Annotated in this window: 22 protein-coding genes; 6 read left to right on the top strand and 16 right to left on the bottom strand. The window is 63.4% G+C overall.

The window, feature by feature from the left end; all coding sequences use genetic code 11:
• The first annotated feature begins 25 nt into the window (after window positions 1-25).
• Window positions 26-1,384: a right-handed parallel beta-helix repeat-containing protein gene (locus AC3A3W_RS11945; RefSeq protein WP_487443030.1), complete on the top strand. Its 1,359-nt coding sequence runs from the start codon at window positions 26-28 to the stop codon at window positions 1,382-1,384.
• Window positions 1,385-1,389: 5 nt separating this feature from the next.
• On the opposite strand, the gene AC3A3W_RS11940 is transcribed toward AC3A3W_RS11945, so the two are convergent.
• On the bottom strand, window positions 1,390-1,968 hold the full coding sequence (locus AC3A3W_RS11940; protein ID WP_487443028.1) for an HNH endonuclease: 579 nt from the start codon (window positions 1,966-1,968) through the stop codon (window positions 1,390-1,392).
• A 161-nt stretch (window positions 1,969-2,129) separates the two neighbouring features.
• Here AC3A3W_RS11940 and AC3A3W_RS11935 point away from each other — a divergent pair, with 161 nt between their 5' ends.
• Window positions 2,130-3,776: a serine hydrolase gene (locus AC3A3W_RS11935; protein WP_487443026.1), complete on the top strand. Its 1,647-nt coding sequence runs from the start codon at window positions 2,130-2,132 to the stop codon at window positions 3,774-3,776.
• A gap of 54 nt (window positions 3,777-3,830) precedes the next feature.
• Window positions 3,831-4,568 (top strand): hypothetical protein, encoded by a 738-nt coding sequence (locus AC3A3W_RS11930; protein WP_487443025.1) that lies wholly within the window; start codon window positions 3,831-3,833, stop codon window positions 4,566-4,568.
• Between the two features lie 75 nt (window positions 4,569-4,643).
• On the opposite strand, the gene AC3A3W_RS11925 is transcribed toward AC3A3W_RS11930, so the two are convergent.
• The 4 genes from AC3A3W_RS11925 to AC3A3W_RS11910 form a co-directional block, all read right to left on the bottom strand.
• Window positions 4,644-5,027, bottom strand: coding sequence for a TfoX/Sxy family protein (locus AC3A3W_RS11925; protein ID WP_487443023.1), 384 nt, complete (start codon window positions 5,025-5,027; stop codon window positions 4,644-4,646).
• Between the two features lie 227 nt (window positions 5,028-5,254).
• Window positions 5,255-7,483 carry an ABC transporter permease gene (locus tag AC3A3W_RS11920; protein WP_487443021.1) on the bottom strand — a complete coding sequence of 743 codons (2,229 nt, stop codon included), beginning with the start codon at window positions 7,481-7,483 and terminating at the stop codon, window positions 5,255-5,257.
• A complete protein-coding gene (locus AC3A3W_RS11915; protein WP_487443019.1) occupies window positions 7,480-8,193 on the bottom strand; it encodes an ABC transporter ATP-binding protein in 714 nt (237 codons plus the stop codon). Before AC3A3W_RS11915 ends, AC3A3W_RS11920 begins: the two co-directional genes overlap by 4 nt.
• Window positions 8,190-8,717, bottom strand: coding sequence for a PadR family transcriptional regulator (locus tag AC3A3W_RS11910; protein WP_487443017.1), 528 nt, complete (start codon window positions 8,715-8,717; stop codon window positions 8,190-8,192). Before AC3A3W_RS11910 ends, AC3A3W_RS11915 begins: the two co-directional genes overlap by 4 nt.
• 305 nt (window positions 8,718-9,022) lie before the next feature.
• On the opposite strand from AC3A3W_RS11910, the gene AC3A3W_RS11905 reads away from it, so the two are divergent.
• Window positions 9,023-9,226 carry a cold-shock protein gene (locus AC3A3W_RS11905; protein WP_024365339.1) on the top strand — a complete coding sequence of 68 codons (204 nt, stop codon included), beginning with the start codon at window positions 9,023-9,025 and terminating at the stop codon, window positions 9,224-9,226.
• Between the two features lie 103 nt (window positions 9,227-9,329).
• Here AC3A3W_RS11905 and AC3A3W_RS11900 read toward each other — a convergent pair whose 3' ends face one another.
• From AC3A3W_RS11900 to AC3A3W_RS11885, 4 genes are all read right to left on the bottom strand, one after another.
• A complete protein-coding gene (locus tag AC3A3W_RS11900) occupies window positions 9,330-10,175 on the bottom strand; it encodes a hypothetical protein (protein ID WP_487443015.1) in 846 nt (281 codons plus the stop codon).
• Window position 10,176: 1 nt separating this feature from the next.
• The gene (locus tag AC3A3W_RS11895) at window positions 10,177-11,889 is read right to left on the bottom strand and encodes a multicopper oxidase family protein (protein ID WP_487443013.1); all 1,713 of its coding nucleotides are present in this window, start codon (window positions 11,887-11,889) and stop codon (window positions 10,177-10,179) included.
• 259 nt (window positions 11,890-12,148) lie between these two features.
• Window positions 12,149-12,676 (bottom strand): hypothetical protein, encoded by a 528-nt coding sequence (locus AC3A3W_RS11890; RefSeq protein WP_487443012.1) that lies wholly within the window; start codon window positions 12,674-12,676, stop codon window positions 12,149-12,151.
• Window positions 12,677-13,057: 381 nt separating this feature from the next.
• Complete coding sequence (locus tag AC3A3W_RS11885) at window positions 13,058-13,789, bottom strand: FadR/GntR family transcriptional regulator (protein WP_487443010.1); 732 nt, start codon at window positions 13,787-13,789, stop codon at window positions 13,058-13,060.
• A 190-nt stretch (window positions 13,790-13,979) separates the two neighbouring features.
• On the opposite strand from AC3A3W_RS11885, the gene AC3A3W_RS11880 reads away from it, so the two are divergent.
• Together AC3A3W_RS11880 and AC3A3W_RS11875 are read left to right on the top strand one after the other, a co-directional pair.
• The gene (locus tag AC3A3W_RS11880) at window positions 13,980-14,525 is read left to right on the top strand and encodes a gluconokinase (protein ID WP_487443009.1); all 546 of its coding nucleotides are present in this window, start codon (window positions 13,980-13,982) and stop codon (window positions 14,523-14,525) included.
• A gap of 50 nt (window positions 14,526-14,575) precedes the next feature.
• Window positions 14,576-15,979 (top strand): GntP family permease, encoded by a 1,404-nt coding sequence (locus AC3A3W_RS11875; RefSeq protein WP_487443007.1) that lies wholly within the window; start codon window positions 14,576-14,578, stop codon window positions 15,977-15,979.
• Between the two features lie 71 nt (window positions 15,980-16,050).
• On the opposite strand, the gene AC3A3W_RS11870 is transcribed toward AC3A3W_RS11875, so the two are convergent.
• From AC3A3W_RS11870 to AC3A3W_RS11840, 7 genes are all read right to left on the bottom strand, one after another.
• Window positions 16,051-18,210 carry an amylo-alpha-1,6-glucosidase gene (locus tag AC3A3W_RS11870; protein ID WP_487443005.1) on the bottom strand — a complete coding sequence of 720 codons (2,160 nt, stop codon included), beginning with the start codon at window positions 18,208-18,210 and terminating at the stop codon, window positions 16,051-16,053.
• Window positions 18,211-18,338: 128 nt separating this feature from the next.
• Window positions 18,339-19,580 (bottom strand): aminotransferase-like domain-containing protein, encoded by a 1,242-nt coding sequence (locus AC3A3W_RS11865; protein ID WP_487443003.1) that lies wholly within the window; start codon window positions 19,578-19,580, stop codon window positions 18,339-18,341.
• A 681-nt stretch (window positions 19,581-20,261) separates the two neighbouring features.
• Window positions 20,262-20,936, bottom strand: a complete 675-nt coding sequence (locus AC3A3W_RS11860) for a GntR family transcriptional regulator (RefSeq protein WP_487443001.1) — start codon at window positions 20,934-20,936, stop codon at window positions 20,262-20,264.
• A gap of 67 nt (window positions 20,937-21,003) precedes the next feature.
• A complete protein-coding gene (locus AC3A3W_RS11855) occupies window positions 21,004-21,900 on the bottom strand; it encodes an amino acid ABC transporter permease (protein ID WP_487443000.1) in 897 nt (298 codons plus the stop codon).
• Between the two features lie 44 nt (window positions 21,901-21,944).
• Window positions 21,945-22,871 carry an ABC transporter substrate-binding protein gene (locus tag AC3A3W_RS11850; protein ID WP_487442998.1) on the bottom strand — a complete coding sequence of 309 codons (927 nt, stop codon included), beginning with the start codon at window positions 22,869-22,871 and terminating at the stop codon, window positions 21,945-21,947.
• Between the two features lie 239 nt (window positions 22,872-23,110).
• Window positions 23,111-23,803, bottom strand: coding sequence for a GntR family transcriptional regulator (locus tag AC3A3W_RS11845; RefSeq protein WP_487442996.1), 693 nt, complete (start codon window positions 23,801-23,803; stop codon window positions 23,111-23,113).
• A 41-nt stretch (window positions 23,804-23,844) separates the two neighbouring features.
• Window positions 23,845-24,792, bottom strand: a 948-nt coding sequence (locus AC3A3W_RS11840; RefSeq protein ID WP_487442994.1) for an aldehyde dehydrogenase family protein, incomplete at its 5' end; no start/stop codon positions are given.

The raw sequence follows: 24,792 nt of genomic DNA, 5'->3' as shown, positions 1-24,792 counted from the left end.
AACCAGAACACAAGGGGAAGAACCTATGTCAAGCAACAACTACTACGACGTGACCACGTGGCCCGTCGGCAATCCGTCCAAGGACGTCGGTGAAGTAATCAACAGCATCATCGCCGACATCAAGGACCGGCAGACCGAAACCGATGCGAACAACGGCGGAAAGCCGGGCGCGGTGATCTACATTCCGCCCGGGGACTACCACCTTCGTACGCAGGTGGTGATCGACGTCAGCTTCCTCAAAATCCATGGCGCGGGGCACGGCTTTACGTCGTCGAGCATCCGGTTCAACGTTCCCGAAGACGAATGGCCGGACTTGCATGAGCTGTGGCCCGGGGGGAGTCGCATCATCGTCGACCTTCCCCTCGGCGGAGACGGGGAGGAATCCAAGGGGGCCGCCTTCTACGTTGAGCGAAGCGGGAGCCCGCGGATCAGCTCGGTCGAGTTCTCCAACTTCTGCATCGACGGGTTGCACTTCACCTCGGATGGCTCGGGGATGCCTCCGGAGAACACCTACGTCAACGGCAAGACCGGTATCTATGTCGCGAACGCCAATGACTCCTTCCGCGTAACCGGCATGGGGTTCGTCTACCTTGAGAACGCCCTCACGATCTACAACGCGGACGCGCTTTCCATTCACGACAACTTCATCGCTGAATGCGGAAGCTGTATCGAGCTGCGCGGGTGGGGACAGGCATCAAAGATCACCGACAACCTGGTGGGAGCAGGCCCGAAGGGTTACTCGATCTACGCCGAGAACCACGGCGGCCTCCTGATCACCGCGAACAACGTGTTCCCCCGGGGTGCGAGCAGCGTCCATCTCAAAGGCGTCACGCGTTCAAGCGTCACCAACAACCGTTTGCATTCGTTCTACCCTGGGATGCTGATTCTCGCAGCGGATAGCTCGGAAAACCTCGTGGCCACGAATCACTTCCTGCGTGACCATGAGCCCTGGACGCCCTTCCTGGGAGTCGACAACGGACTGGACGACTTAAACGGACTTCTTTGTGTCAGCGGCAGCAACAACTCTGTCATCGGCAACCACTTCTCCGAGATCATCGACTCCCAGAGCATCCGGCCGGCAGGTGCGACGGCTGTCATCATCCGGCTGATGGCGGGGGTGGGCAACTTCGTCTCCAACAACCACGTGGTAGCGATGGACGTTCACGCCACGTCAAGTGACTCCTGCTTCGAGGCCCAGGTGGACGCCCTGTTGACGACCGAAACTTCGGACGGCCTCGCCGTGACGGCCGTCCTGGTCGATCCCGAATCAGCTCGGAATACGATCCTTGATTCCGGAAGCGACGCCCAAGTCATCGCAGATAGGGCTGTCAACGCCTTCAGGGCCACACCCACGGTCGGCTTCCCGCCGACGACGGAGCAGTGAAAGCGCTAGGGTAACGGCTGCCGTTCGCCGACGCTGACTGGAGCATCGGGCGTGACGTACGCCCGCCGTCGCCGTTCCAGCCTTTCCTGCTGGCCGGGGGAGGGGATCCGCGCGCCTTTCGCCCGGTTGCACCGGCTGCACGCCGCGACGAAATTCAGCAGGCTGGTGGACCCGCCCTTGGACCACGGATAGAAATGGTCGCCGTGCTCAGCGGGACGGGAACAACGACGGCGGAATCCCGCCTCCATCTCGCACTCGCCGCCGGCCCGTGCCATGCCTTCGCGGCGCTGCTGCCGCGTGAAGCGGCGGACAGGATCCCGGCGCTTCACGTCCCGGGCGCGGATGACGACGGCCACGATTACCAGGGCTGCGATGCAAGCGCCGGGTAACGCGACGGCCGCCAGCACGCCGTCGAACATTTGGCGGAGCATGGCGCTCGCCGAGGTGGCCCGCTGACCGATGTCTATGCTGGCTCTGTTCGGCAGTAGGGCCAGAACGACAGAGGCGGACAGCCAGACTGTTGCCGCCGCGTAGGCCAAACGGAGTAATTGGCGCGTCCAGTAGATGCGCTTCAATTCAAGCATTGGTCTCCCCCAAAGACTCCGGCACAGTGAAGCGGGCGGTGTCCCCGCTCGCTGAGACAGATCGTACCTTCACTGGCGCTGCGCGGAGGTCCACTATAGAGACAGGCTGGAAGGCTGGCGCCGACCGGTCACCCACGGCCTGACCGATCAAGGGGACGCACATGGACAGCATCGGTTCCGTTTCCACAAACAGACGTGAGCTGCTGAAGGCGGCCGGGATTGGGGCGGTGGGTGTTGCCGGGTTACCCCTGCTGTCCGCCTGCACCGGCAGATCGGCACAGTCTGTGCCGTCGCCGTCGGCATCGCTGCTTCCGGCGCCGCCGGGCCAGATCGAACCGCTGCTGGACCGGCAGAAAGTCACCGATGCCCTGGCCAAGCTCGACGGACAGATCCGGGCTGCCATGGAGCGCACCGGGCTGCCCGGCATGGCCGTGGCCGTGGTGTATCGGGACGAAGTGGTGTATTCCAAGGGCTTCGGCGTGCGGGAGGTTGGAAAGCCTGAGGAAATTGGTCCTGACACGGTCTTCCAGGTGGCTTCCGTGTCCAAGCCCCTGGCATCCACAGTGGTGGCAGGGGTGGTGGGGCGGAAGGTCATCGCATGGACCGACCCCGTCATCGAACACAACAAGCGCTTCGCGCTCAAGGATGACTTCGTCACCCGGAATGCGACCTTTGCCGATCTGATGTCACACCGCAGTGGGCTGAAGACAGCGTCCGGCGATCTGCTGGAGGACCTCGGCTTCGACCGTGCCTACATCCTCAGCCACCTCAACCAAGAGCCCCTCGATACGTTCAGATCCAGCTACAACTACAGCAATTTCGGCTACACGGAAGGCGGACAGGCAGCAGCCGAGGCGATGAAAATGTCCTGGGAGGACCTGGCCGATGAAGTCCTGTTCCGGCCGCTGGGCATGTCCGCCAGCAGTTACCGCCACGCGGACTATGAGAAGGCGTCCGACAGGGCAACCATTCATGTGCCGCTCGGGAACAAGGAATGGGCCGCGAAATACCGTCGCGACGCCGATTCCGAGGCCCCGGCCGGAGGTGCGAGTTCGTCGGTTCGGGACCTGGCCCAATGGCTCCGGCTGCAGCTGGGCAACGGCAGTTACGGGGGCAAACCCGTTATCGATTCGGCCGCCCTCCAGACGACCCACGTTCCCCACGCAGTCTCCGGGCCGGCGTCGGCCCCCGCTGCCCGCTCCCGGTTCTATGGGCTGGGCTGGAACGTTTCCTACGATGACCAGGCCCGTGTCCAGTTGGGACACTCCGGGGCATTCAATCTTGGCGCCGCCACCGCCGCCTCCATGCTTCCGGGTGAACAACTGGCCATTGTGGCGCTGACCAACGGGCGCCCGCAGGGGATTCCCGAGGCAATCACCGCCGGCTTTCTGGATACCGCCCAGCACGGATCGCCCACGGTCGACTGGCTGCCATTCACCGCCGCCGTATTCAAACAGGTTGATGAGTCCGAGAAACCTGAGGTCGACTACACCAAGGTTCCGGCCACCCCTTCTCCTGCGGCGAAAAACAGTGCCTACACGGGCACCTATGAGAACTCCTACTATGGCCCGCTTGTGGTCCTCGAGCAGGGCGGGAAACTGGCCATGAGAATGGGGCCGCCTGGCCGTCCAACGACTTTCCCGCTCACCCACTTTGACGGCGACACGTTCAGCTTTGAATCCATCGGAGAGAACGCCAACGGCCTGGCCGGTGCACTGTTTGCTGGCCCAGACGGCGGCTCCTCGCCACGCGTCACCCTGGACTTCTACGACAGAACCGGGCTTGGGACGTTCACCCGGGCGAAGTAAGACCATGCAGCTGACCCTCATAGGAATTTCTACTCAGAAGGAGTGGGAAAGGTCATGAATCAACGAACCAAAATATTCTTTGGCGTCCTCGTCCTGGTGCTGGTTGTTGGCGGGGCGGCTCTCTTTTTCTTCGACACCACCAAAAGGAGCAGGGCCGCGGAGTACAACCCGCAGATCAACCCTGCCGATTTCTCCACCAACATAACCAACAAATACTTCGCCCTCCCTGTCGGCAAGAAGCTGACGTACGAGACCACGGAGCAAGGAAAAGTCACCGAGCGGATCGAAATAGAAATCCTGCCCGAGACCTTGGTCGTAGACGGTGTTGAGACAGTCGTCTATCTGGACAAGGAATACAAGAATGGGCAACTGGTCGAGGAGACCCGGGATTACCTGGCGCAACATAAGAACGGTGACGTGTGGTACTTCGGCGAGGACGTGAATAACTACTGGAATGGAATGCTGCTGCACCACTCAGGCAGCTTCCTCCACGGGAAAGATGGCGCAAAAGCTGGCATCTGGATGAAGGCCGAGCAGCGCGTTGGCGATTCCTATCGGCAGGAATTTTACGTGGGCCATGCGGAGGACATGCGGGACACCGTCGCCACCGGCCAGACCGTCACCACGAAAAGCGGCACCTACACCGACTGCGTCAAGGTCTACGACTGGACGCCGCTTGAAAAGAACTCCCGGGAGCATAAATATCACTGCCCCGAGGTCGGCGCGCTGGTCCTCACCGAGGACCTGCAGACAGGCAGCCGGTCAGAACTCGTGAATGTGGTCCAGCCCTAGCCGTCCAACAGCGCGTCCGGGCGCCGGCGGTGGAGACGTTGCGTTCGCCGCCGCGGCATCGCGGAGGGCCGGCGGCTACTTCTTGGTCAGGGGCTTGGAGGCCTTCGGCTCCTTCGGCGGCAGCCCGGCGACGTAGTTGTAGGCCTTGGTCACCCAGGCCTTCTCCCGCGCTTCATCGCCGGAGCCTTCGGAGTTCCAGATCTCCGGCAATCCCGTGTATCCGCCCATGGGCCGCTCCTCCGGTCCGAAGGGGACGGTCCGTTCGGACGCCTCGAGTTCCGCCCGGTCGGCGTCCGACAGCCGGACGCCGATGGTGGGGCCGAAGAGGCCTGCGAACATGTTCCCGTTGACGAAGGCGCCAAGGTTGCCGAACATCGGCTTGACCACGATGTCGGGGTCCGTGGGCATGACGGCACGGAAATGTTCCTTGTCCGCCTCTGACGGCTTGGGCATCTGCATGGCTTCTTCTTCCGGTTCTGGGGGGGGTCCGATGGGCTGGTTGGTGTGAAGCATAATGCGTTCCGGGGGCGCGGGCGAGGCTAGGGGCCGGTGATCCTGCTTAGAAAATTCGGTGGTGCGTTCACAGATCAATTCGCGTTCGTATTCGGCCAGGGGCAGCGAAGATTCCGAAGACGCCCGCGAAACTGCGGCTCGAAATGCGCCGGCGTTCTTGCAGACTACGGCTTTCATTCGAAGCGGGTAGCCGTCATAGCCGTATTGCCCCGGATAAGGCTGAATGTCGCGGTGACCGCTCCGAGGGCCAGCAGCAGGCTGAGGCCCAGGGCCATGAAATAACCGGGCGCTGGCCAGGTCACCCGGTAGGTGTCGTCGATGAACGTCACCATTAGCCAGGCCGCGAGGAATCCGAGGCCGACCGAGAGCAGCAGCACGGTCAGGAGCGGGACTGCCGCTTCACGGGTGATGATCCGGCGCAGGACGGACACCGGCATTCCCATCAGTCGCATAAGTCCGAGGACTCGCTTGCGGTCCAGGACGGCGGAGGCGGTGGCGACGGCCAGGGACAGGCCGGCGATTGCGATCGCGACGAACATCCCGAGGTAGGCGAGCACGGCCAGACCCTGAATCAGGCGGGTGCTGGACTGCAGTTTGAGGTCCAGCGGGGAGGTGGCCGGGATGGCCGTGATGCCTGAAGTGTCCAACGCTGTCCGCGCGCGGTCCATGGCTTCGGGGGTCCCGTCGGTGCCGAGCACAATCACAATCGGTACCATTCGGCCCAGGTTGGCGGCGGGCGCCGGGTTCAGGGCAAGAGGTTGCGCTGTCCAGAGGAACGACGTATCGACGGCGACAATCTGTGCGGCTGGAATGTCTTCGAATCCGAGGCCGGGAGCGTCCGCGGCGTGAAGGTAGATTTCCGGCCCGGAATCCGGTGCGGAAAGGACTGCCGGGCCGTAGCCGACTGTGGCGCTGCGGATTCCGGGCAGTTCCTTGGCCTCGCGGGCGGCCTCCGCGACCTGGCCCGGGGTATGCCCGCTGCCGACGGTCGCATAAAGGCTGGTGGGCTGAATCAGGCCAGGCCGGGCGGGAGGCGCCTCTGCGGATTCGATGATGCTGGATCCTCCGGCGAACACGGAGACGACGAACACGGCGATCACGAGGCCTGATACGGAGCGGAACGTCGCCACCGGGGTTCTTTGGATCCGGCTGGCGGCAATGACTCCCGCCGCGCTCCGGGCCCGGCGCAGCCCCACCCCGCTCACCAGCCGGGTAAGCCACGGGCCGATGACCACGATGCCGACGAGAACCAACACGAAGCCGCCGATCAGGAGCGGTGATTCCAGCCAGGGCAGCCGTACCTCCAGAACCCGGATCAGAAGTACAGCCGTGATCATGGCGGCCAGGCCGGCCAGCAAGGGCACGGCCCGCCATCTGGTGGGCGTTTTTTCGTGCACAGCCCTCGTCACGCCCAGTGGGCCAATGCCTGCACGGGCCGTGCGATGAGCGGCCACAAGTGCCGAGGCTGCGACCACCACGGCGACGACGGCCGCGGCCGCCGCCCAGCCAGTGTTTAGGTCGGCGACGAACATCCTTGAGCCGTTGACCGGTATCTGCGCGGCAGCCGGCCTCAGCGCGACGGCCAGCACGACGCCCAGCGCTGCACCGATCAGACTGGGGACAGCGGTTTCGACGGCGGCGATCCGGGAGACAACCTGTGGGGATGCGCCAATGAGACGCATGGTGGCGAAGCGTTCCCGGCGCTGGGCAGCGCCCAGGCCGGTGACAATGCTGATCAGCAGCAGAACGGGGAAGAACACCGCAATGGCCCCGATGGACAACACCGTGCTGTAGGCGCCCGCGCTGCCACCATAAGGGTTGGTGGTGAATTCTGACACCAGGAAAGCTCTCCCGCTTTGGCGGAGCTCGGCTTCCGTTGCCCCCGTGACGACGATCAGGGAGTCCGGCCCGGGCAAGGCAGCATCGTCAATCGTGCCGGCAAACCGACCGAAACGATCGCCAAGCTCGTCCCGTGGCGTTGACTCGATCAGACGCTGCAGCGCCGGGGAGGCAAAGTACTGGCCCGGCGCCGGAGGGCTGCCGATCCCGGGGATCGTGACGCTGGTGGAGCCCAGGCTCGCGAAATCGCGGCGGTTGATGAGTTGATCGCGGAAGACTTCCACCGGGTTGGCTACCATAAGCGCTGTGTCGGCGATCAGCGGCACGGGTGTTGCCGGTCCTGAAGTGGTCGGACCGTCCGTCGTCAGGGGAGCGGCCATGGAGGGGTGTCCCGTTTCGCGCAGCCAGGCACCGCGGTCATCGCGGGCGCTCAGACCGTTGGCACCGCCCCACAGCAGCAACAACAGGCACACTCCAACAGCGACCCCTCCAGCGATTCCCGCGAGCCGACCGTAGGATGACCGGCTGCCGACCACTGCCAGTTTCAGCAGCCCGGAATTCACGCGGACACCCGGTAACCGGCGCCGATTCCGCCGTCGCGCACGATAACTTCCCGATCCGCATACGCAGCCGTGCGGGCATCATGGGTGATCATCACCACAGTGGTCCCTGCTTCGCGGACAAGGTCGAGCATGAGAGTCAGTACGCTCTCTGAGGCGAGGGAATCAAGTGAGCCCGTGGGCTCATCGGCAAACAACACGGCAGGGGAAGTCACCATCGCACGGGCAACGGCGACGCGTTGGGCCTGGCCTCCGGACAGTTCACCGGGCAGCTTGTCACCCATCCCGTCCAGACCGAGGCGGGCCAGCAGATCACTGGACCGGCGCAGCGCCTCCGCTCGCCTGGTTCCGGCCAGGAGCAGTGGAAGGCTGACGTTATCTGCCGCCGTGAGCTCCGGCAGCAGCTGGCCGAACTGAAAGACAAAACCGAAATCGGTCAGGCGCAGCCGGGCCCGTTGCGGTTCGCCGAGGGCGCTGGTCTCCATCGGCGACCGGCCGGCGGGACGGTAGGTGACCGAACCGCCGTCGGGCACAAGCACACCGGCGAGGCAGTGCAGCAGCGTGGACTTGCCGGATCCGGACGGGCCCATGACGGCGAGCACTTCCCCTGCATGGACGTCGAGGTCGATGCCCCGCAATGCCGCGGTGTGCCCGAAGGAGTGGCGCAGGCCGCGGGCACTGAGGATGGGTGTGGTGGTGTCCTTGGCGCTCATGCCTTCTGGAGCTCCTTCTTGAGTTGGGTCAGGCGGGCACTGGTGAGGTCGATCCAGCGCAGGTCGGCTTCAATGTGAAACAGGCCGTGGTCGCACATCAGGACCTGCAACAGGTCTGCGTCCTTCTTCAGGCGGGTCAATTCACGCATGCGGGCCATGTGTTCACCGCGCTGCACATCGAGCAGGCGGTCGGCGTCGTCGTCGAGCAGCAAGGCGATTACGGTCTTGGCAAAGAGCTCGCTTTGCAGGGACTCCGAGGGAACGACGGGAGTGAACAGCCACTCGCGGACCGTGTTCTGGCCCGCCGCGGTGATCTCGTATTTCTTCCGGTCCGGACCGCCCCCGGTCTCCTCACCCAAGGCCCGGATCAGCTCGTCTCTAACCATCCGGGCCAGCGTGGAATACACCTGGCCGAACGCTAAGGCCTTCCCGGCCCCGAAGTAGCGGTCGTAAGAATGTTTGAGGTCGTAGCCGTAGCTCGGCTCGCGACTCAAAAGGCCCAGCAGGGTGCGGGAGGTGTTCACGCCTCCATCTATACACTGAGTGAATAGTGGAACGCCAGCTTCGTATTCAACGGGTGCGGCCGTGTCCCGGCCCGGCTAAGGTCACGGCCTTCCAAACCTCGCCGAACTTCGCCGATTTGTCCGTTTGGTAAACCCGAGCCTGAAACCCGTGTAGAGTAGTGATCGTTGTTGTGTTTGTATTTGGTAGTTCAGGCAGTACGCGCGGTCGAAAGTCCGCGTTCTTCTGAAGTAGCGGTTTTGAACACCCCACACCGGAGGACCCGAAAGTCGGGACTTTTCCTCCACCTTCACGAAGGACAAAAATAATGGCTACTGGTACCGTCAAATGGTTTAACGCTGAAAAGGGCTTCGGCTTCATTTCCCCCGATGACTCTTCACAGGACGTCTTCGCACACTACTCCGCGATCGCTTCCTCCGGCTTCCGCTCCCTCGAAGAGAACCAGAAGGTCTCCTTCGAAACCGAGCAGGGCCCCAAGGGTCCCCAGGCCGTAAACATCCAGGCTCTCTAAGACTTAGCTTTCAGCTAACTCTTCTGAGTCCGGAACCGTAAGGTTTCTAGCAGGGTCCGTCTTTGACGGGCCCTGCTTTTGTTAACCCGCCAAAGCCATCGGCTCAGCCGTGCGCGTGGTCAGGCATTTCCTCCGGCACCACGGGGTCCCACGGCGGTTCGGTGGCCATATCGACGCCGGTTCCGGTTTCGGCGCGCGGTGTTACTTCGACGGCGGACGGTGCCGTGTGGGCTTGGCGGGCGATGCCGGCCCGGACGCTTTCCACGATTTCATCGCCCAGGAGCGGCCCGGTGTAGTCGATGTTGAGCACGCCGCCCCGGGCGGTGGTGTCATAGATTCCGAGTGCGTCCGAGAGGATTCCTTCCCGGTCCACCGCAGCCGACAGTGCGGCTGGATTCGTGGTTCGGATGCTGAAGCGCAGGTCATGCACCAACGTTTGAAGCACGTGGAAGTGCTCGGCCCCCAGTTTCTCCGCTCCCTCATCGTCGGCCTGCTTAACCACAGCCAGGCCGTCGTCACGCGTGCCCGTCGGGGGCAAAGCGACGACCAGTTCCGGCATAAGCTGCTGCAGCAGAGCTGGTTCGAGGACACTCGGTGAGATGCCGGCCAGGACGGTTCCTCGGGTACCGGCGGCGTCGTCAAGTGCCTTGCGGATCCCCGAAAGGTCAGCGGCCGAGCTGGAGCGGACCGCGATCACCACTCGACGCCGGACCATGAGACCGTCGTAGCTGACAACAGGCCGGCCGTTTCCCAGATCCTGGCCTTCTTTCGCCTGCGCCAGGGCCGCATCCGAAGTGCCGGGAGCCGTGCCGTTCGCCGGGGTTCCCCCGGAAGCTGCAGCGGACGCCGCAGTCGGGTCTGACGACGGCGTGACCGCGGCGCCGCCGGTGCAGCCGCCGAGCGAGAAGGACAGCAGCAGTGCCGGGACGATCAGAGCGACCCGGTTCATGTCACGTGCCCGCCGGATAGGCGGCCTTGTACGTTGAGGCGTAGAACCCCTCTGGCTTTGTTTCCAAGACGGGTGGATCGGAGCGTATAGGGTCGTTGATGCGGAGGTCGCCCACGGAGAACTGGACCATCATGTCGTGGTCCTCGTGCACGAGGTTGTGGCAGTGAACCATGTAGCGGCCGCCCTGCTGCCCGCCGGTGTCGAACTGCATCAGGACCGTGATCGACTCATTTTCGCCGGCATAGAACACGTCCTTCGGCCCGTTCTCCCAGGCGAAGGGCTTTCCACCATTGGTGTTCCGGGCGATGATCTTGCCGTCGACGAGGTGGATGTGTACCGGGTGGAACCAGCCGCCGGAGTCGTTGACGATGGTCCACTGCTCCACCTGGTTCCGCTGCGGGTTGGCGAACAAACGGGTGAAGTTGGACTTCTCCACGTCTGCCCAGGTCTCGCCGTTGATCGTCCATTCGCCGTGCTCCCGCCGGACCCGCAGGATCCGCTTGGCAACGGCCATGTCGGGGGTCAGTTTCATGGTGTCCAAGCCCCCGGTGGCCTTGGACGGCGGCTCGCCGACATCCAAGATCGAGGGAATGGAGCTGAGGCTCCGGGAACCGGCCGGGGACGGCGAATCGGCTACCACCAGGAATTTCATGACCTTGCCGGTGTTGGCGAAGTTCACGTTGTTTTTGTTGCTCAGGTTTCTTAGCTCGACGGCCTGTCCGGGCTTGTACTTGCGGAAATCGATCAGCACCTCATATCGCTCCGCTGTGCCCTGCCGCCAGGACGACACGGCCTGGACCCTCGCAGTCATGCCGGCGTCCGTCCCCACGACGTAGAAAGGGTCCCCGGTGGACAGGGCGAACCGGTAGGAACGGGTGATGGAGCCTACCAGGAACCGGAACCGGTAGATCCGCGGTTTGACCTTCATGGTGGGCCACGGCACCCCGTTCACAGTGATGATGTCGCCCCACAGTCCGTCGTGGCCGTTGTCGTTGTAGGCGAGGGAGCCGTTGGCGTTCAGCATCACGTCCGAGACGAGGACCGGCACGTCAAACTCGCCCTGGGGCAGCTGCGCCTGTTCGTGCTGATCTGACAGCGGGTAGAAGGCGGCGAGCCCAGAATACACGCCCTGCGCAGTGAGCATGTGGTTGTGGTCGTGGTACCAAAGGGTCCGGGCCGCCTGCCAGTTCGGGTAGTGGTAGTTCTTTACCTTGCCCGGGGCTGTGCGGTCGTTGGCGTAGCCGTCGTACTGCGGCAGCGAGGCCGAGCCGTGCAGGTGCGTGACGGTATTGAACGGGTCCGTGTACAGCAGGCCCTTGGCCGGCAGCCGGTTGCTGATCCGCACCTCGGTCCGCGTGCCCTGGGGGACCCGGATCGTCGGGCCGGGGAACGTGCCGTTGTAGCCGGCGATCGTGGTGGACAGGCCACGGGCGATCTGCGCCTGTCCCAGCTTCTGGGACAGCGAATACTTCGCAAACGGCCGGCCGTCAGGGTCCCTTCCGGTTGAGTACGGGATCAACTCCGGCGGCCGCCGAAACGTGGCTGCATAGGGGACCGGCATGTTTGCCGGTGCGAGCAGGCTGGCCGTGGTGGTCGTCGATTCATCCGAGCCGCTGGCCGGCACGCCCGCGAGGGCAGCGCCCACGTTTGTTCCGGCCAGGGCAACAGCCCCGCCAAACATGCCGAACTTTAGGGCGTCCCTGCGTGTTGCCATGTCTTCCTCCGCCGCGGATGGTCAATACCGAGACCCAGCATTCCCAGCAGAATTGATTGCCCTATGACAATCGGGGAACCAGCTTGGAAAAAACCTGCGGGAGAACGTGGGCGCTGAGGCCCCCCGCCGGCGCCCGTTCACTCGAGGAGAACCGGAAACGTTCCTTCGAAACCAAGCAGGGCCCGTCGCCGACGGGCCCTGCTCTTGTTAACTCGGGTGTGCTGGTTTGGCGGGATCTCACCTGCCTAGGAGTCGCGCGCTACTTCGGGCAGCGGAGATCGGGATTGTAGGCCGCAAACATTCCGTCGGGATTCTCTTTCCAAACCCAGGCGTGCAGGGCAAACGTGCCGGGGAACGGGCCGTTCTCAAACTTTACGCCGGCAATTTCCGGCCTGGTCTTGGCCGTTGAAAGGAACTCGACGGCAACCAGCTTGTACCGTCCGTGCTTGTCGGGCATGTACACCAGCACTTCTGGTTTGCGGGCATCGGTCTTGCCGTCAATCAGGGAATTCTTGGCGTAATGAAAGCCCATCGCGCCCACGCCCTTTTTCTCGACGCATGCGGTGACCTTCTTGTAGCCGTCCTCCTTTGCCTCAGCCAGTGAGCGGTACTCCTCAGTGACGTCCCTCAGTGTGTTGACCAGCTTGCGCTGCTGGGAAGTCAGCTTCCGGTCGTTGTCGTCATCGTCCCCGCCGCCATGGGCTGCGGCGGTGACGGGCATGAGTCCCGCCGTCAGGACTGCGGCGGCCACCATGGACATGAGTCCCTTTTTGGTGCGGTGCAACATTGTCTTTCCAACCCTCTGAGACCGTTATCTTCCGGTAAGGGCGCGAAGGGGTGGGCCGCAGACCGGCCCACCTTCGCCGCGATGCCGGCGGGCCCCCGGGGCCCGGCCGGTGAATGAATAACCCGCTCGCGAGCCTGATATTCGGCAGATTGGAGCGGCGCTTAAAATTATGCGCCGCGCCCAAAAGCCACACCAGACATAAATTAAAAGGTTGCCAGCCCGTTCCATGGCTGATTCTCGCTGAATTCGAGCAACCGGGAAGCCATCCGGCCACGGCCCGCTCGGGGCCGCCGCCGGCTTCGGCGGGCTCGGTTTCGACAGGCTCGGTTTCGACTGGCTCGGTTTCGACTGGCTCGGTTTCGACAGGCTCAACCCCCGGGACTAGTGCAGCCCCATCGCGTTGCGCACCTCGTCCAGGATGTGGTGCATGGCGCTCTCGGCTGCGGTGGCATTGCCGCCGGCCACCGCGGCGGCCACCTCCTCGTGGGCGTCGAGTGCTTCCGGGCGGGGCTTGAACGGCATGAGCCCCTGCTGGGTCCGGCTGGTGAGCACCTCCGCCACCATCCCTTCGAGGGCCGTGAACATCTCATTGCCACAACTCGTCAGCAGGAGCCGGTGGAAGGCGATGTCCGCAGCCAGGAAGGCCTGAAGTTCACCGGCTTCGCCGAGACGCCTCAGGTCCGCGGCCAAGGCAACCAGTTGGCTGCGCTCCGCGGCGCTGGCCCTGCGCGCAGCCCCGGCCGCGGCAATCGGTTCGACGGCGATGCGGAGTTCGGTGAGGCTGCTGTACTGCTGGGCCCGGCGCTCGGACGCGAGGCGCCACCGCACCAGCTTCGGATCAAAGACGTTCCACAGCTCCTGGCGCTGCACCACGATGCCCACCCGGCGCCGCGAATACACCAGGTTCATCGATTCCAGGACCTTCATCGTGTCCCGTGCCACGGTGCGGGACACCCCGTACTCCTGCTGCAGCCCTTCGAGAGTGAGGCGGCTTCCGGGCGGGAGCTCTCCGGCGGCGATGGCCACCCCCACAGCGTCCAGCACGCGTTCATGCATGGCGGGGGACCCGCCGTCGTTCGCGTTCTCCGCGTGGTCTACTGTCGCCGTCGACATAATCCTGCCTTCCATCCGCGCCCAGGCGCTCCTCCAGCGTACCGGAAGATGAAGCGAAAGGTATGACCTGTGACACTCAAAGATAGTATCTTTGACGTCGATTGGTGATACCTTATCTCCAGCGCAGTTCGCTTCGGGCTGCAGAATGAGCTTCTTCCACAAGCCAAAGACGTCTTCTTCGGAGGTAAACATGCAGTATCCAGCCACGCATCTGGTGGTCATGGGCGTTGCCGGTTCCGGCAAGTCCACCATCGCGGCCGCTCTGTCCAAGCAGCTTGGCTGGGCATGCGCCGAGGCGGACGAGTTCCACCCGCAGTCCAACATCGACAAGATGAGTCAAGGCGTTCCGCTGCAGGACGAGGACCGCTGGCCCTGGCTGCAGCAGATCCAGGACTGGATGACCGGGCAGGCCCGGGCCGGGCGCAGCACCGTGCTCACCTGCTCCGCCCTCAAGCGCAGCTACCGCCGGCTCCTGTCCGAGGCGGAAGGCCGCGTCCTCTTCATCCACCTCCACGGCGAGGCCGCTCTCATCAGCGAGCGGATGCAGGGGCGGGAAGGCCACTTCATGCCGCCCACACTGCTGCCCAGCCAGCTCGCCACCTTGGAGCCGCTGAGCCCGGAGGAACTGGCCGAGGGAAGCCTTCGCCTGGACATCTCCCGCTCCCCGGAGCAGCTCATCGGGGCCATCCTGGCGGCGCTCAAGCTGCCGTCGGACCGGACGCGCTGCGCCCACTGAACTAACGCCTTTTCATCTCTCAACCCCAACATTTGTTTCAAAGGAGAACCATGGTCATCGAAGGATGGACTCAAACGATGGGCGCAGGCCCCCTGCTGCTCATCGCGGCGGCCGCGATCGGGGTCCTGCTGTTCCTGATCATCAGGCTGCGCATGCACGCGCTGCTCGCACTGATCCTGATCAGCCTCGCCACGGCTTTCGCCACGGGAATACCCGCCAACCAGGTGGTGCCGGTGCTGATCAACGGCTTCGGGACAACCCTCGGAACCGTGGCGCTGCTCGTGGGCCTGGGCGCGATGCTCGGCCGCATCGTCGAAACCAGCGGCGGCGCGAAGGTCCTGGCCGACTACCTGATCGGCATCTTCGGAGAAAAGCGCGCCCCGTTTGCCCTGGGCCTCGCTTCGCTGATCTTCGGCTTCCCGATCTTCTTCGACGCCGGTCTCGTGGTCATGCTCCCCGTGGTCTTCGCTGTGGCCCACCGCCTCGGCGGGGGAGTGCTGCGCTACGGCCTTCCGGCAGCCGGAGCATTCTCCGTGATGCACATCTTCCTGCCGCCGCACCCGGGACCCGTCTCGGCATCTGCATTCTTCGAAGCGAACATCGGCCTGGTCACCATCGCCGGCCTCCTCACCGCGATCCCCACCTGGTACGTCACCGCCTACCTGTACGGCCTGTGGACCGGCAAGCGCATGCAACTCCCCGTTCCGGAACTGCTTGGGCACGCCAGCGCCGAGGCTGAATCACACCCGCCCCGCTTCCGCACCATCATCGGGCTGCTGCTCCTGCCGCTCGTGCTGATCTTCATCAACACCGGCCTGAACACCTTCGCCGCCTCCGGGGTGCTGCCGGAATCGGTCAAGGACGAACAGTGGTTCCAGGTTCTGCGCACACTGGGTGAGACCCCGGTGGCGCTGCTGATCTCCGTCCTCGTGGCCATGTTCGTTCTCGGCGCCCGCCGCGGAACCACCAACGGCGCACTGGAGAAGCTGCTCGAATCCGCGCTGGGCCCGGTCTGCTCCGTCATCCTCATCACCGGTGCCGGCGGCATGTTCGGCGGAGTGCTGCGCGCGTCAGGCATCGGCGACGCACTGGCCGACGTCCTCGGCAACCTTGGCATCCCGCTCATCCTGGCAGGCTTCCTGATTTCCTCGATCCTGCGCATTGCCCAGGGTTCCGCCACCGTCGCCCTGACCACCACTGCGGGCCTCATCGCCCCGGCCGTGGCGGAGGCGGGACTGAACGGCATGCAGATCGCCGCCCTGGTCATCGCGGTGGCCGCCGGCTCCGTGGTGGTCTCCCACGTCAACGACTCCGGCTTCTGGCTGGTGGGCCGCTTCTTCGGCATGGACGTCAAGACCACGCTGAAGACCTGGACCGTCATGGAAACCCTGATCGGCACCATGGGCTTCGCCATCGCCGCCACCATCTTCGGCCTCGCCGGACTGGCCGGTTAGCGCTTCTGCAACTGAATTGACGACGACGGCGGGAGGCTGGCAGATCTGCCAGCCTCCCGCCGTCGTACTTGCTATCCGTTTCGGTGCAGCCCGGCCTCTTTCACGAGTTCGGCCAGCCATGGCCGGTGGCCCTGATGGAAAATCATTCCTTCGGGCAGCCCCTGGACTGTGGGTACGGATTTGGCGATGTCGATGGTGATCCGGCCGCCAGCCATCGGTGCATTGGTGATGTGCAGGTCGCCGTAGGACTCCGGGAGGACGGGGTCCATCCAGAAGCCGCCGCGGGAAACATGGGCGTCATACCGCATCAGTGTGGTCACGAGCTGGATCGGCGTGGTGGCCGCCCAGGCCTGGGGCGAACACGCCGTTGGATAGGGGACGGGCTCGGCGAACTGGTCCCGGCTGAAGCCGCAGAACAGCTCCGGCAGCCGGCCGTCGGAATATTCGGCGGCCTCCAGGAGGGCCGTGGAGATGCGCTGCGCTTCCGCCATGAATCCGTAGCGCATCAGGCCTGCCGCGATGACGGCGTTGTCGTGGGGCCACACCGAGCCGTTGTGGTAGCTCGCCGGGTTGTAAGCGCCCATGTCGCTGGCGAGGGTCCGGACGCCCCAACCGCTGAACATCTCCGGCGACATGAGGTGCTCGGCCACCTGCGGAGCCTTGTCCTCATCCACGAGGCCGACCCACAGGCAGTGGCCCATGTTGGAGGCGCACGCGTCGACCTGCCTCTTCTTGCCGTCCAGGGCGATGGCAAAGTAGCCGCGGTCTGGGATCCAGAACTGCTCGTTGAACCGCTTCTTCAGTTGCGCCGCGCGGTCGGCCAGTTCATCACCTAAAGGTGTGTCGCCGGCGTCGTACGCTATCCAGGCGCGCGCCATGTAAGAGTCGTAGACGTAGGCCTGCACTTCGCACAGTGCGATAGGGGGCTCGGCCAGCCGGCCGTTGGCGAAGTTGATGCCATCCCAGGAGTCCTTCCAGCCCTGATTGATCAGCCCCCGGGGGTTGAGGCGCTCATACTCGACGAACCCGTCGCCGTCCCTGTCGCCGTAGTCCCGAATCCAGTCCAGCGCCCGGTCCGCGTGGGGCAGCAGCGCGGCGATGGTTTCCTTGGCGAAGCCCCAGCGGCTCACCGATCCAAGTACCGTCACGAAGAGCGGGGTGGCATCGATGCTGCCGTAATAGATGGATTTTCCGCCCAAGGAAAGCCCGCTGGAGACATCCAGCCTGACCTCATGCAGGATTTTGCCCGGTTCCTCCTCGCTCATCGGATCCACGACTTTGCCCTGGCGGTCCGCCAGGGTTTGCAGCGTACCAAGGGCCAGTGAGGGATCCACCGGCATCGCCATCTCTGACGCCCACAGCGAGTCGCGGCCGAAAAGGGTCATGAACCACGGCGCCCCGGCGGCCACCACCACACGTTCCGGGTGGTTCGGGTCCTCAATGCGGAGCGCGCCCAGATCGTCATAGCTGCGCCGCAGGGTCCGCTCGATGGAGTGGTTGCCCATCTGCACGACCGGAATCTTGGCCACCCACTCCTGCCGGCGCCGGTCCCGTGGGGACAATTCCTCACCGCCGGCATGGATGAACGACGGCGGCGGAGGACTTGTTGCCTCGGCGCTGGGCACCGCGGTGAGCACCGTGCTCCACTGGCTGTGCGGCCCGAGGGACACCCGGTATGTCACGGCTTCCTCGGTGACGTCGGCTCCCGGGGCCTGGATAAGAATGCCCTTCCGGACATCCTGCCACGCGGCCCGGATGGTCAAAGTATCACCGTCCGCCTGCCGGGTTTCTTTCCACCGCCCCTCGATCCGTGCCTCTTTAACCTCGAAAAGGTCCGCGAAGTCCGCGTCGGCCCTCACGGAAAGGATGCATTCGGCCGCATCCGGGGAGTAGTTGCGAAGGGTGATCTGCTCCTGGATGCCGGCGCCTACCTCGCGCAGCCGCTCCACGATCAGCGGACTGTCCGCATACCCGTCCGAGCGGGTGACGCGGCCGGCAAACAGTGCGCGGTACGGTTCCTTCGTCTCCGCGGCCAGTGGCTCCAGAGCCTGGCCGTTAACTGTCAGGCTCCAGCGGGACAGGATGCGGGTGTCCTGGAAGAAAACTCCGTGCGGATACTCCGGATGGATGTCCCCGTTCGGCAGGGAGATGCAGAAGGATGTGCCTTCCACCAGGGTGATGGTCCCTGCCCCCACAGGTCCGGCAGCAGTGTCAGCGTTCCATCCAGCCATCCCGGCCCCTTCACAAAACCAACGCCGGTGCGCGCCCGGACCTTGTGGCCAGGCCGCCGCCGTCGCCATGTCTTTCACCGACGCTACTCTTGCTGGCCCCCGCGGACCAGAGCTCCGCCGTCAAATACTCAGGAGGCCCTGAGCGTATCCGCCAGCCGGGAAATGCCGAGCTCCGTCCGCTCAGGCGTCTGCGAAGCAAAGCACAGTCGCAGAGCGTTGCCGAACTGCCCGGTCACGGAAAACGCCCGTCCGGGGATAAACGCCACACCGTTATGGACGCCCAAATCAAAGAGCGTCGAAGTGTCGACATGTTCACCGAATGTGAGCCACAGGAAGAATCCGCCCTGGGGATTCGTCCATGCCGCCTGTCCGCTGAAGTGGCGCTCCAGCGACGTGTGCATCGCCCGCATCCGCGTCTGATATTCGCTGCGGAGCCGCCGCAGATGTGGCTCAAGGTCACCGCGGCGAAGGAACTCGGCTGCCAGGAGCTGATTGGGAACGTTGGTGCAGGTGTCCATCGTCTGTTTTGCATCGATGAGTTTCGCCGCGATGGCGGGGTCAGCGTCCACCCAGCCGACACGCAGCCCCGGGGCGAGGATCTTGGAAAAAGTGCGGACGGAGAAGACGAGCGGGTCCCCGCCGCCGAGCTCGCGGAATCCCGGGATGTGCTCGCCGTCGAAACGCAGCATGCCATAGGGGTCGTCATCGATGATGATGCTTCCCCATTCCCTGGCCAGCGCGAGTAGGAGGTGGCGGCGCTCCAGGGACATTGCCGTCCCGGTGGGGTTCTGGAAATTCGGAATGACGTAAATGGCCTTGGGCAAACGGCCCGCTTGGTGGACCAGCTCCGGCAGTGCTTCAACCATCAGGCCGTCGTCGTCGATGGGTGCCTCCCGGAGGTCCGCACCGTATGCCAGGAGCGTGGCGCTTCCGTTGGTGTAGGTCGGTGCCTCGACAATCACCAGGTCTCCCGGGTCAATAAACAGCTTGCCCGCGAGGTCCAGCCCCTGCATTCCTCCCGTCGTGATGAGCAGCCGTTCGGCCGTCGTGCGCTCGGGAGTCGCTTCCAGGTATGCAAGGAGTTCGTCGCGGAGCGCGGTTTCGCCCTCCGTGGCTCCATACGCAAAAGCTGCGGCCCCGGCATCGGCGAGAACGGAATGATAGATCTCGCGGAAGGCATCAGAGGGAACCGCCTCAGCAGCCGGGCTCCCCATGGCGAAGCTGACAATATCGTGGGTCTGCCGCTGCAGCAGTGATGTGCTTGAATCGATGATGGAACCAACGAGGCCCTTGGCACGGGCCGCCCACAGGGGGCTTGCGGGGCTGGTGGGCGTTGGAGCCACGATGTGTTCTCTTTCCGTCTGACTCACTGCCTTCCCCTCCGCAGAGCGAGGAGTTCGAGTTCCCGTGAAACGGCTTCGATCGCATCGGCTCGTGTAGCGGGCCTCTTCTTGTTTAGGCGTTTCCTTTCGACGCGTTCCGATTGGGGTGAAGCGTGAACAGAAATGACAGCGACGCGGGAGCCGTCTGCGTGCTGTTCGGGCACTGAATTAGCAAGCGGATCGTGGAAGATCAGTTCAGTCACTGGAAACCGCCTTGTTGAACATGAACAGCAAGAAGGATCGAACCCAAGGCAACGATGCCAGCGCAGATCTGCACCAGGGAGCTGATTCCGAACCTTCTCGGACTCCTTGCGTCTGCAGCGGACCAGCTCAAACGCGACACCGCGCTTGAGCTGGTCAGGAGCCCTGCTGCGATGAGCAGGATCAGACTAACCATTGCGCTATCCGCCTTTCGGGTCCACGTCGAGGCGCACGCGTGCCTCGTGGGGGAGCCTCACTCCGGCTCCGTCCTGGCTCGTGCACGAACATAAAAATTCAGCTCAAAGTCTATCGTCGATTGTTGACAATGGCTAGGGTGAAAAACGTCCCCTTCCAATGACGGCCGGCAACTTTCGCGGCTCCTTACGAGCAAGAGCCCCGTGCAGCAGCTGTGGGCTCTTGCTCGTGTCGGACCGTATCGTTACGGCAGCATCCCCGTGTCACGTCATGTCATGTCGGGGTAGCGGTGAGATCCTCAACAGCCTGTCCCAGATGCTGTTTGATGGCGCGCAGGAGACCCTTTCGGTCGCCTGCCTCCAGCAGGTCCAGGAGGACTTGGTGTTCCTGGACCAGCGCGTCCGGGCGAGGGTAGGAAACCTGCAGGTTGAGTATGCACATTCTCGATTCGGCTGCCAGCGTCTCGTAAATCCGGAAGAGCCGGGAATTTCCCGTGCCGGCCACGAACGAAGTGTGGAACTGCATGTCCAGCCGTGCAATTGCCTGCCAGTCGGACACGGCAACCTGCTTCGCCATGTCCTTGATGATTCCCTTCAGCACGTCGCAGGTGTCATTGATCTTCTCCTGCCCGGCATCCATCAGGATGTTTGCGGCGGCTGATTCCACCGCCTCGCGGACGGCGTAGATCTCCTTGATGTCATCGGTCGACAGTTCCAGGACGAACACCCCGCGATTGCGGTGACTGACCAGGATCCCCTCCTGGCTTAATCGCTGCAGTGCTTCCCGGAGCGGACCCCTGGACGTATTCAGCTGACTGGCCAGGGCAGATTCATTGATCTGCTGTCCCGGGCGGAACGTCCCTTGGACGATTAGTTCCCGCAGCTGATCGGCGATCAGCTGCGCCGTGGGCCTTCCCTCCAGGACAAACAGTCCATCCGGTGCCGCCATTGATTTTCCTCATCTCACTCTTGGTCAAACTACGTATTTTCTAGACAGTAAAGGACTCGTGGACTTCTCATCGGGCAATACCTTCCGGCTGTGTCAGCACAACCTTTTTCGCCTTCCGGGGAAGCCTGGAGGATGCACGGGAGTACCTTTTCTCGAGCTGGGATTGCGGATAGCTCAGGAGGAGTGTCATCACCAGGTACCAGAGGCTGGCGACGATCAGCAGCGGGATGGTCTCGTAGGTGCGGGCGTAGATAAGCTGGGCGCTTTGAAGCAGTTCGGCGACGCCGAGCACGCTGACGAGGGAGGTTTCCTTGAACATGCCGATGACCTGATTGCCGGTGGCCGGGATGATCGAGGGCATGGCCTGGGGAATGATGACCTTGCGCATCTTGGTGGCGCTGCTCATTCCCAGTGAGTCGGCGGCTTCGATCTGACCCTTGCCGACGGAAGTGAATCCGCCGCGGATGATCTCCGCCATGTAGGCGGCCTCGTTGAGTGTCAGGCCGATCAGGGCTGCCGTGATGGGCGCCATCAGGGCGTTGATGTCGACCGCGGTGCTGATGTCGGTAAAGGGAATTCCGATCGTCAGGTTCGGGTACAGCGCGGCGATGTTGAACCAGAAGATGAGCTGCACCAGGACCGGCGTCCCGCGGAACAGGGTGATGTAGACGCCCGCCGTGGCCGCGATGGGTTTGATGCTGGAGGACCTCATGATCGCAAGCACGAGACCCAGCAGCGTTCCGAAGACCATGCTGGCAACCGTGAGGAAGACGGTGAGCATCAGGCCGCGGAGGATGGTTTCGTGGGTGAAGTACCGGGCGACCACATGCCACTTGAAGTTTGGATTGGTGGATACGGAAAAGAGAATGCCCAAGGCCAGCAGGGAACATACGATCCAGGCGGCGTATTCAAAGGCACTTCGACGCCGCAGCCTCGGCTTGAGCGCCGGGTCCACCGGAGTCATTTTGGTTGCACTCCCGAGGCCATTGAATTTCAGCACAGTGTCCCCTAGTTGAGCTTTGCTTCGGTGATGGCGCCTGCCTCGAGGCCCCAATTTGCGAGCGACTTCTTGTATTCGGGGCTGTCCAGAACGGACTGGGTGGCCTTCTGCAGGGCGGGGGTCAGCGGTGAGCCCTTCTTCAGGGCGATGGCAACCACGTGATCCGAGCGCGTGTCCACCTGCGGAGTCAGAATCGTGAAAGTGTTCGGCTGCTGCTTGTCGGCCCAGACGAGCGAAACAGTGTCGTAGCAGACGCCGTCAACCCTCTTGGAGGCCAATTGCGTGAGCGCTTCCTGGACGTTGGGAAGTGTAACGCCGTTGATGGCCGGCTTGCCCCTGGATGTACAGGTCCATTCGGAGATGTTCGGCAGATGCTTCAGTTGGGCGTTGGAGCCCTTGGTGACAGCGATGTTCCTGCCGCACATATCGTCATTGCTGATGTTCAGGGGGTTGCCGTTCGCCACGGCAACAGAAAGCCCTCCATTGAAGTAGTCGATCATGTCCAACACCTTCAGCCGTTCGGCAGTGGGGGACATCGTGGTGGCCGTGAAGTCATAACGGCCCCCGTCAAGGCCAGGAATGATGGTGTCGAACGAAGTGTTCTCGAACTTCAGCCTCAGTCCCAGCTTCTTGGCAATCAGCCGCGCCATATCCGGGTTGAGGCCGATCGGCGTGACGTTGTCATCGGCGAGGAACGTGGTCGGCGGGTAGTGAAGGTCCATGGCCACCGTGAGTTCGCCCTTGTCCCTGTAGGCCTGCGGCAAGAGCTTGACCACGGCCTCGTCGGGCTGGACTCCCTCGGAGATGTCAGCCGTATTTGACGTGTTCGGGCCCTCCCGTGCCGGATCACTGCCGCCGCCGGGGCCGCACGCGCCCAGTGCCAACAGAACCGCCAATCCTGCAACTGCACTCTGGGCTTTGCTTCTGGTCTTCATCGCTGCTTCCTTGGGCGAGGGGGGAGCCGGAGCCGACTCCTGATCAGACCCTCTAACGTTCTTACCTAATTATGGAACCACCCGGATCGCAGATCATCGACAATTTACAGAATTTTCTTGCGGTCATATTTCTTCCTGCCTATACGCGTCGCGGGCATCCGGGACGGGCAAAAGGGAAGAGGTGGCCAGGTCCATGGGACCTGGCCACCTCTTCCCTGTAGGTCCTACTCGAGGATGCCCTAGGCGGTGATTTCGTTGTCTTGCCTTGTGACGGTGAGATCTTCAACAGCCTTTTGCAGGTGGCGTTTGACGGCCTGCTGCAACCCTTTTCGGTCGCCTGCTTCGAGCAGGTCCAATAGGTTCTGGTGTTCCTGCACCAGCACGTCCAGGCGGGGGTAGGCAACTTCCAGGCTGAGAATGCACATTCTCGATTCCGCTGCCAGCGTCTCGTAAATCCGGATCAGCCGGGTGTTGCCCGTGCCTGCAACGAAGGTGGTGTGGAATTGCATGTCCAGCCGCGCAATCGCCTGCCAGTCGGATACGGCGACGTGCTTCGCCATGTCCCTGATGATTTCCTTCAGCACCCGGCAGGTGTCGTTGATCTGGTCCCGTCCGGCATCCATCAAGGTGTTGGACGCGGCCAGTTCCACCGCCTCGCGGACGGCGTAGATCTCCTTGATGTCAGCGGTCGAAAGCTCCAGGACGAAGACCCCACGGTTGCGGTGGCTGATCAGGAGACCCTCTTGGCACAGGCGCTGCAGTGCTTCCCTGAGTGGGCCTCTGGACGTGCGCAACTGCGCGGCCACTGCAGATTCATTGATCTGCTGTCCCGGGCGGAAAGTCCCCTGGACAATCTGTTCCCGCAGCTGATCAGCGATCAGCTGCGCCGTGGGCCTTCCTTCAAGAACAAACAGTCCTTCTGGTGCCGCCATTAGCTTCCCCCTTCAATTCATTCTTCGGCTTACTGCGCTCTCTAGACCGCTATTGCGGTGTACTTGGTCTCAAGAAATTCCTCGATGCCAATCTTGCCGCCTTCGCGTCCCAGCCCGGACTGCTTGACGCCGCCAAAGGGTGCCGCCGGGTTGGAAACCAAGCCGGTGTTCAGTCCGACCATGCCTACTTCCAGTTCTGCGGAGAAGCGAAGGGCCTTGTCCATGTTCTCAGTAAAGACGTAGCCAACGAGACCCCACTCCGTGTCGTTGGCGAGGCGAAGCACTTCGTCCTCGCTGTCGAACGCCGTGATGGCTGCTACCGGGCCGAAGATTTCGGTGCTCATCAGTTCCGCGGTCAGGGGCACGTCGGTCAGCACGGTGGGGGTGTAGAAGTATCCCGGACCCTCCGGGCGGCTTCCTCCGGTCAGGACGCGTGCCCCCTTGGCGACCGCGTCGGCCACGAGGCTCTCGACCTTGTCCAGGCCCTTCTGCTCGATGAGAGGGCCGACCTCGGTGCCTTCCACGGCGCCGTTGCCTACCCGCAGTTCGGAGATCTTCTTGGCGAACTTCTCGCTGAATTCCTCCACCACGGAGCGGTGCACGAAGAAACGGTTCGCCGCGGTGCAGGCCTCGCCCATGTTCCGCATCTTGGCCTTTAGCGCGCCGTCGACGGCCTTCTCGATGTCCGCGTCGGCCAGGACGATGAACGGTGCATTCCCACCAAGTTCCATCGAGGAGCGCATGACGTTGTCGGCCGCCTGGCGCAGCAGGATCTTGCCCACTTCGGTGGAGCCGGTGAAGCTGATCTTCCGTGCAATGCCGCTGCTGGTCCAGGTCCCCACCACGCTGGAGGCGCTGGAGGTGGTGACCACGTTCAGGACGCCGTCGGGAAGGCCTGCCTCCCGGAAGATCTGCACCAAGGCAAGGGACGTCAGCGGTGTCAGCTCGGCGGGCTTGAAGACCATGGTGCAGCCCGCGGCGACGGCAGG

Source organism: Arthrobacter sp. Soil_N43 (genome assembly GCF_057655195.1).
This window is presented reverse-complemented; position numbering and strand designations above follow the sequence as displayed.

What these genes read in the sequence shown, in the direction of transcription:
- AC3A3W_RS11945 (WP_487443030.1), top strand. Translation starts at nt 26, where the DNA reads ATGTCAAGCAACAACTACTACGACGTGACCACGTGGCCCGTCGGCAAT.
- AC3A3W_RS11940 (WP_487443028.1), bottom strand. Translation starts at nt 1,968, where the DNA reads ATGCTTGAATTGAAGCGCATCTACTGGACGCGCCAATTACTCCGTTTG.
- AC3A3W_RS11935 (WP_487443026.1), top strand. Translation starts at nt 2,130, where the DNA reads ATGGACAGCATCGGTTCCGTTTCCACAAACAGACGTGAGCTGCTGAAG.
- AC3A3W_RS11930 (WP_487443025.1), top strand. Translation starts at nt 3,831, where the DNA reads ATGAATCAACGAACCAAAATATTCTTTGGCGTCCTCGTCCTGGTGCTG.
- AC3A3W_RS11925 (WP_487443023.1), bottom strand. Translation starts at nt 5,027, where the DNA reads ATGCAGATGCCCAAGCCGTCAGAGGCGGACAAGGAACATTTCCGTGCC.
- AC3A3W_RS11915 (WP_487443019.1), bottom strand. Translation starts at nt 8,193, where the DNA reads ATGAGCGCCAAGGACACCACCACACCCATCCTCAGTGCCCGCGGCCTG.
- AC3A3W_RS11905 (WP_024365339.1), top strand. Translation starts at nt 9,023, where the DNA reads ATGGCTACTGGTACCGTCAAATGGTTTAACGCTGAAAAGGGCTTCGGC.
- AC3A3W_RS11900 (WP_487443015.1), bottom strand. Translation starts at nt 10,175, where the DNA reads ATGAACCGGGTCGCTCTGATCGTCCCGGCACTGCTGCTGTCCTTCTCG.
- AC3A3W_RS11895 (WP_487443013.1), bottom strand. Translation starts at nt 11,889, where the DNA reads ATGGCAACACGCAGGGACGCCCTAAAGTTCGGCATGTTTGGCGGGGCT.
- AC3A3W_RS11890 (WP_487443012.1), bottom strand. Translation starts at nt 12,676, where the DNA reads ATGTTGCACCGCACCAAAAAGGGACTCATGTCCATGGTGGCCGCCGCA.
- AC3A3W_RS11885 (WP_487443010.1), bottom strand. Translation starts at nt 13,789, where the DNA reads ATGTCGACGGCGACAGTAGACCACGCGGAGAACGCGAACGACGGCGGG.
- AC3A3W_RS11880 (WP_487443009.1), top strand. Translation starts at nt 13,980, where the DNA reads ATGCAGTATCCAGCCACGCATCTGGTGGTCATGGGCGTTGCCGGTTCC.
- AC3A3W_RS11875 (WP_487443007.1), top strand. Translation starts at nt 14,576, where the DNA reads ATGGTCATCGAAGGATGGACTCAAACGATGGGCGCAGGCCCCCTGCTG.
- AC3A3W_RS11870 (WP_487443005.1), bottom strand. Translation starts at nt 18,210, where the DNA reads ATGGCTGGATGGAACGCTGACACTGCTGCCGGACCTGTGGGGGCAGGG.
- AC3A3W_RS11860 (WP_487443001.1), bottom strand. Translation starts at nt 20,936, where the DNA reads ATGGCGGCACCGGATGGACTGTTTGTCCTGGAGGGAAGGCCCACGGCG.
- AC3A3W_RS11855 (WP_487443000.1), bottom strand. Translation starts at nt 21,900, where the DNA reads ATGACTCCGGTGGACCCGGCGCTCAAGCCGAGGCTGCGGCGTCGAAGT.
- AC3A3W_RS11850 (WP_487442998.1), bottom strand. Translation starts at nt 22,871, where the DNA reads ATGAAGACCAGAAGCAAAGCCCAGAGTGCAGTTGCAGGATTGGCGGTT.
- AC3A3W_RS11845 (WP_487442996.1), bottom strand. Translation starts at nt 23,803, where the DNA reads ATGGCGGCACCAGAAGGACTGTTTGTTCTTGAAGGAAGGCCCACGGCG.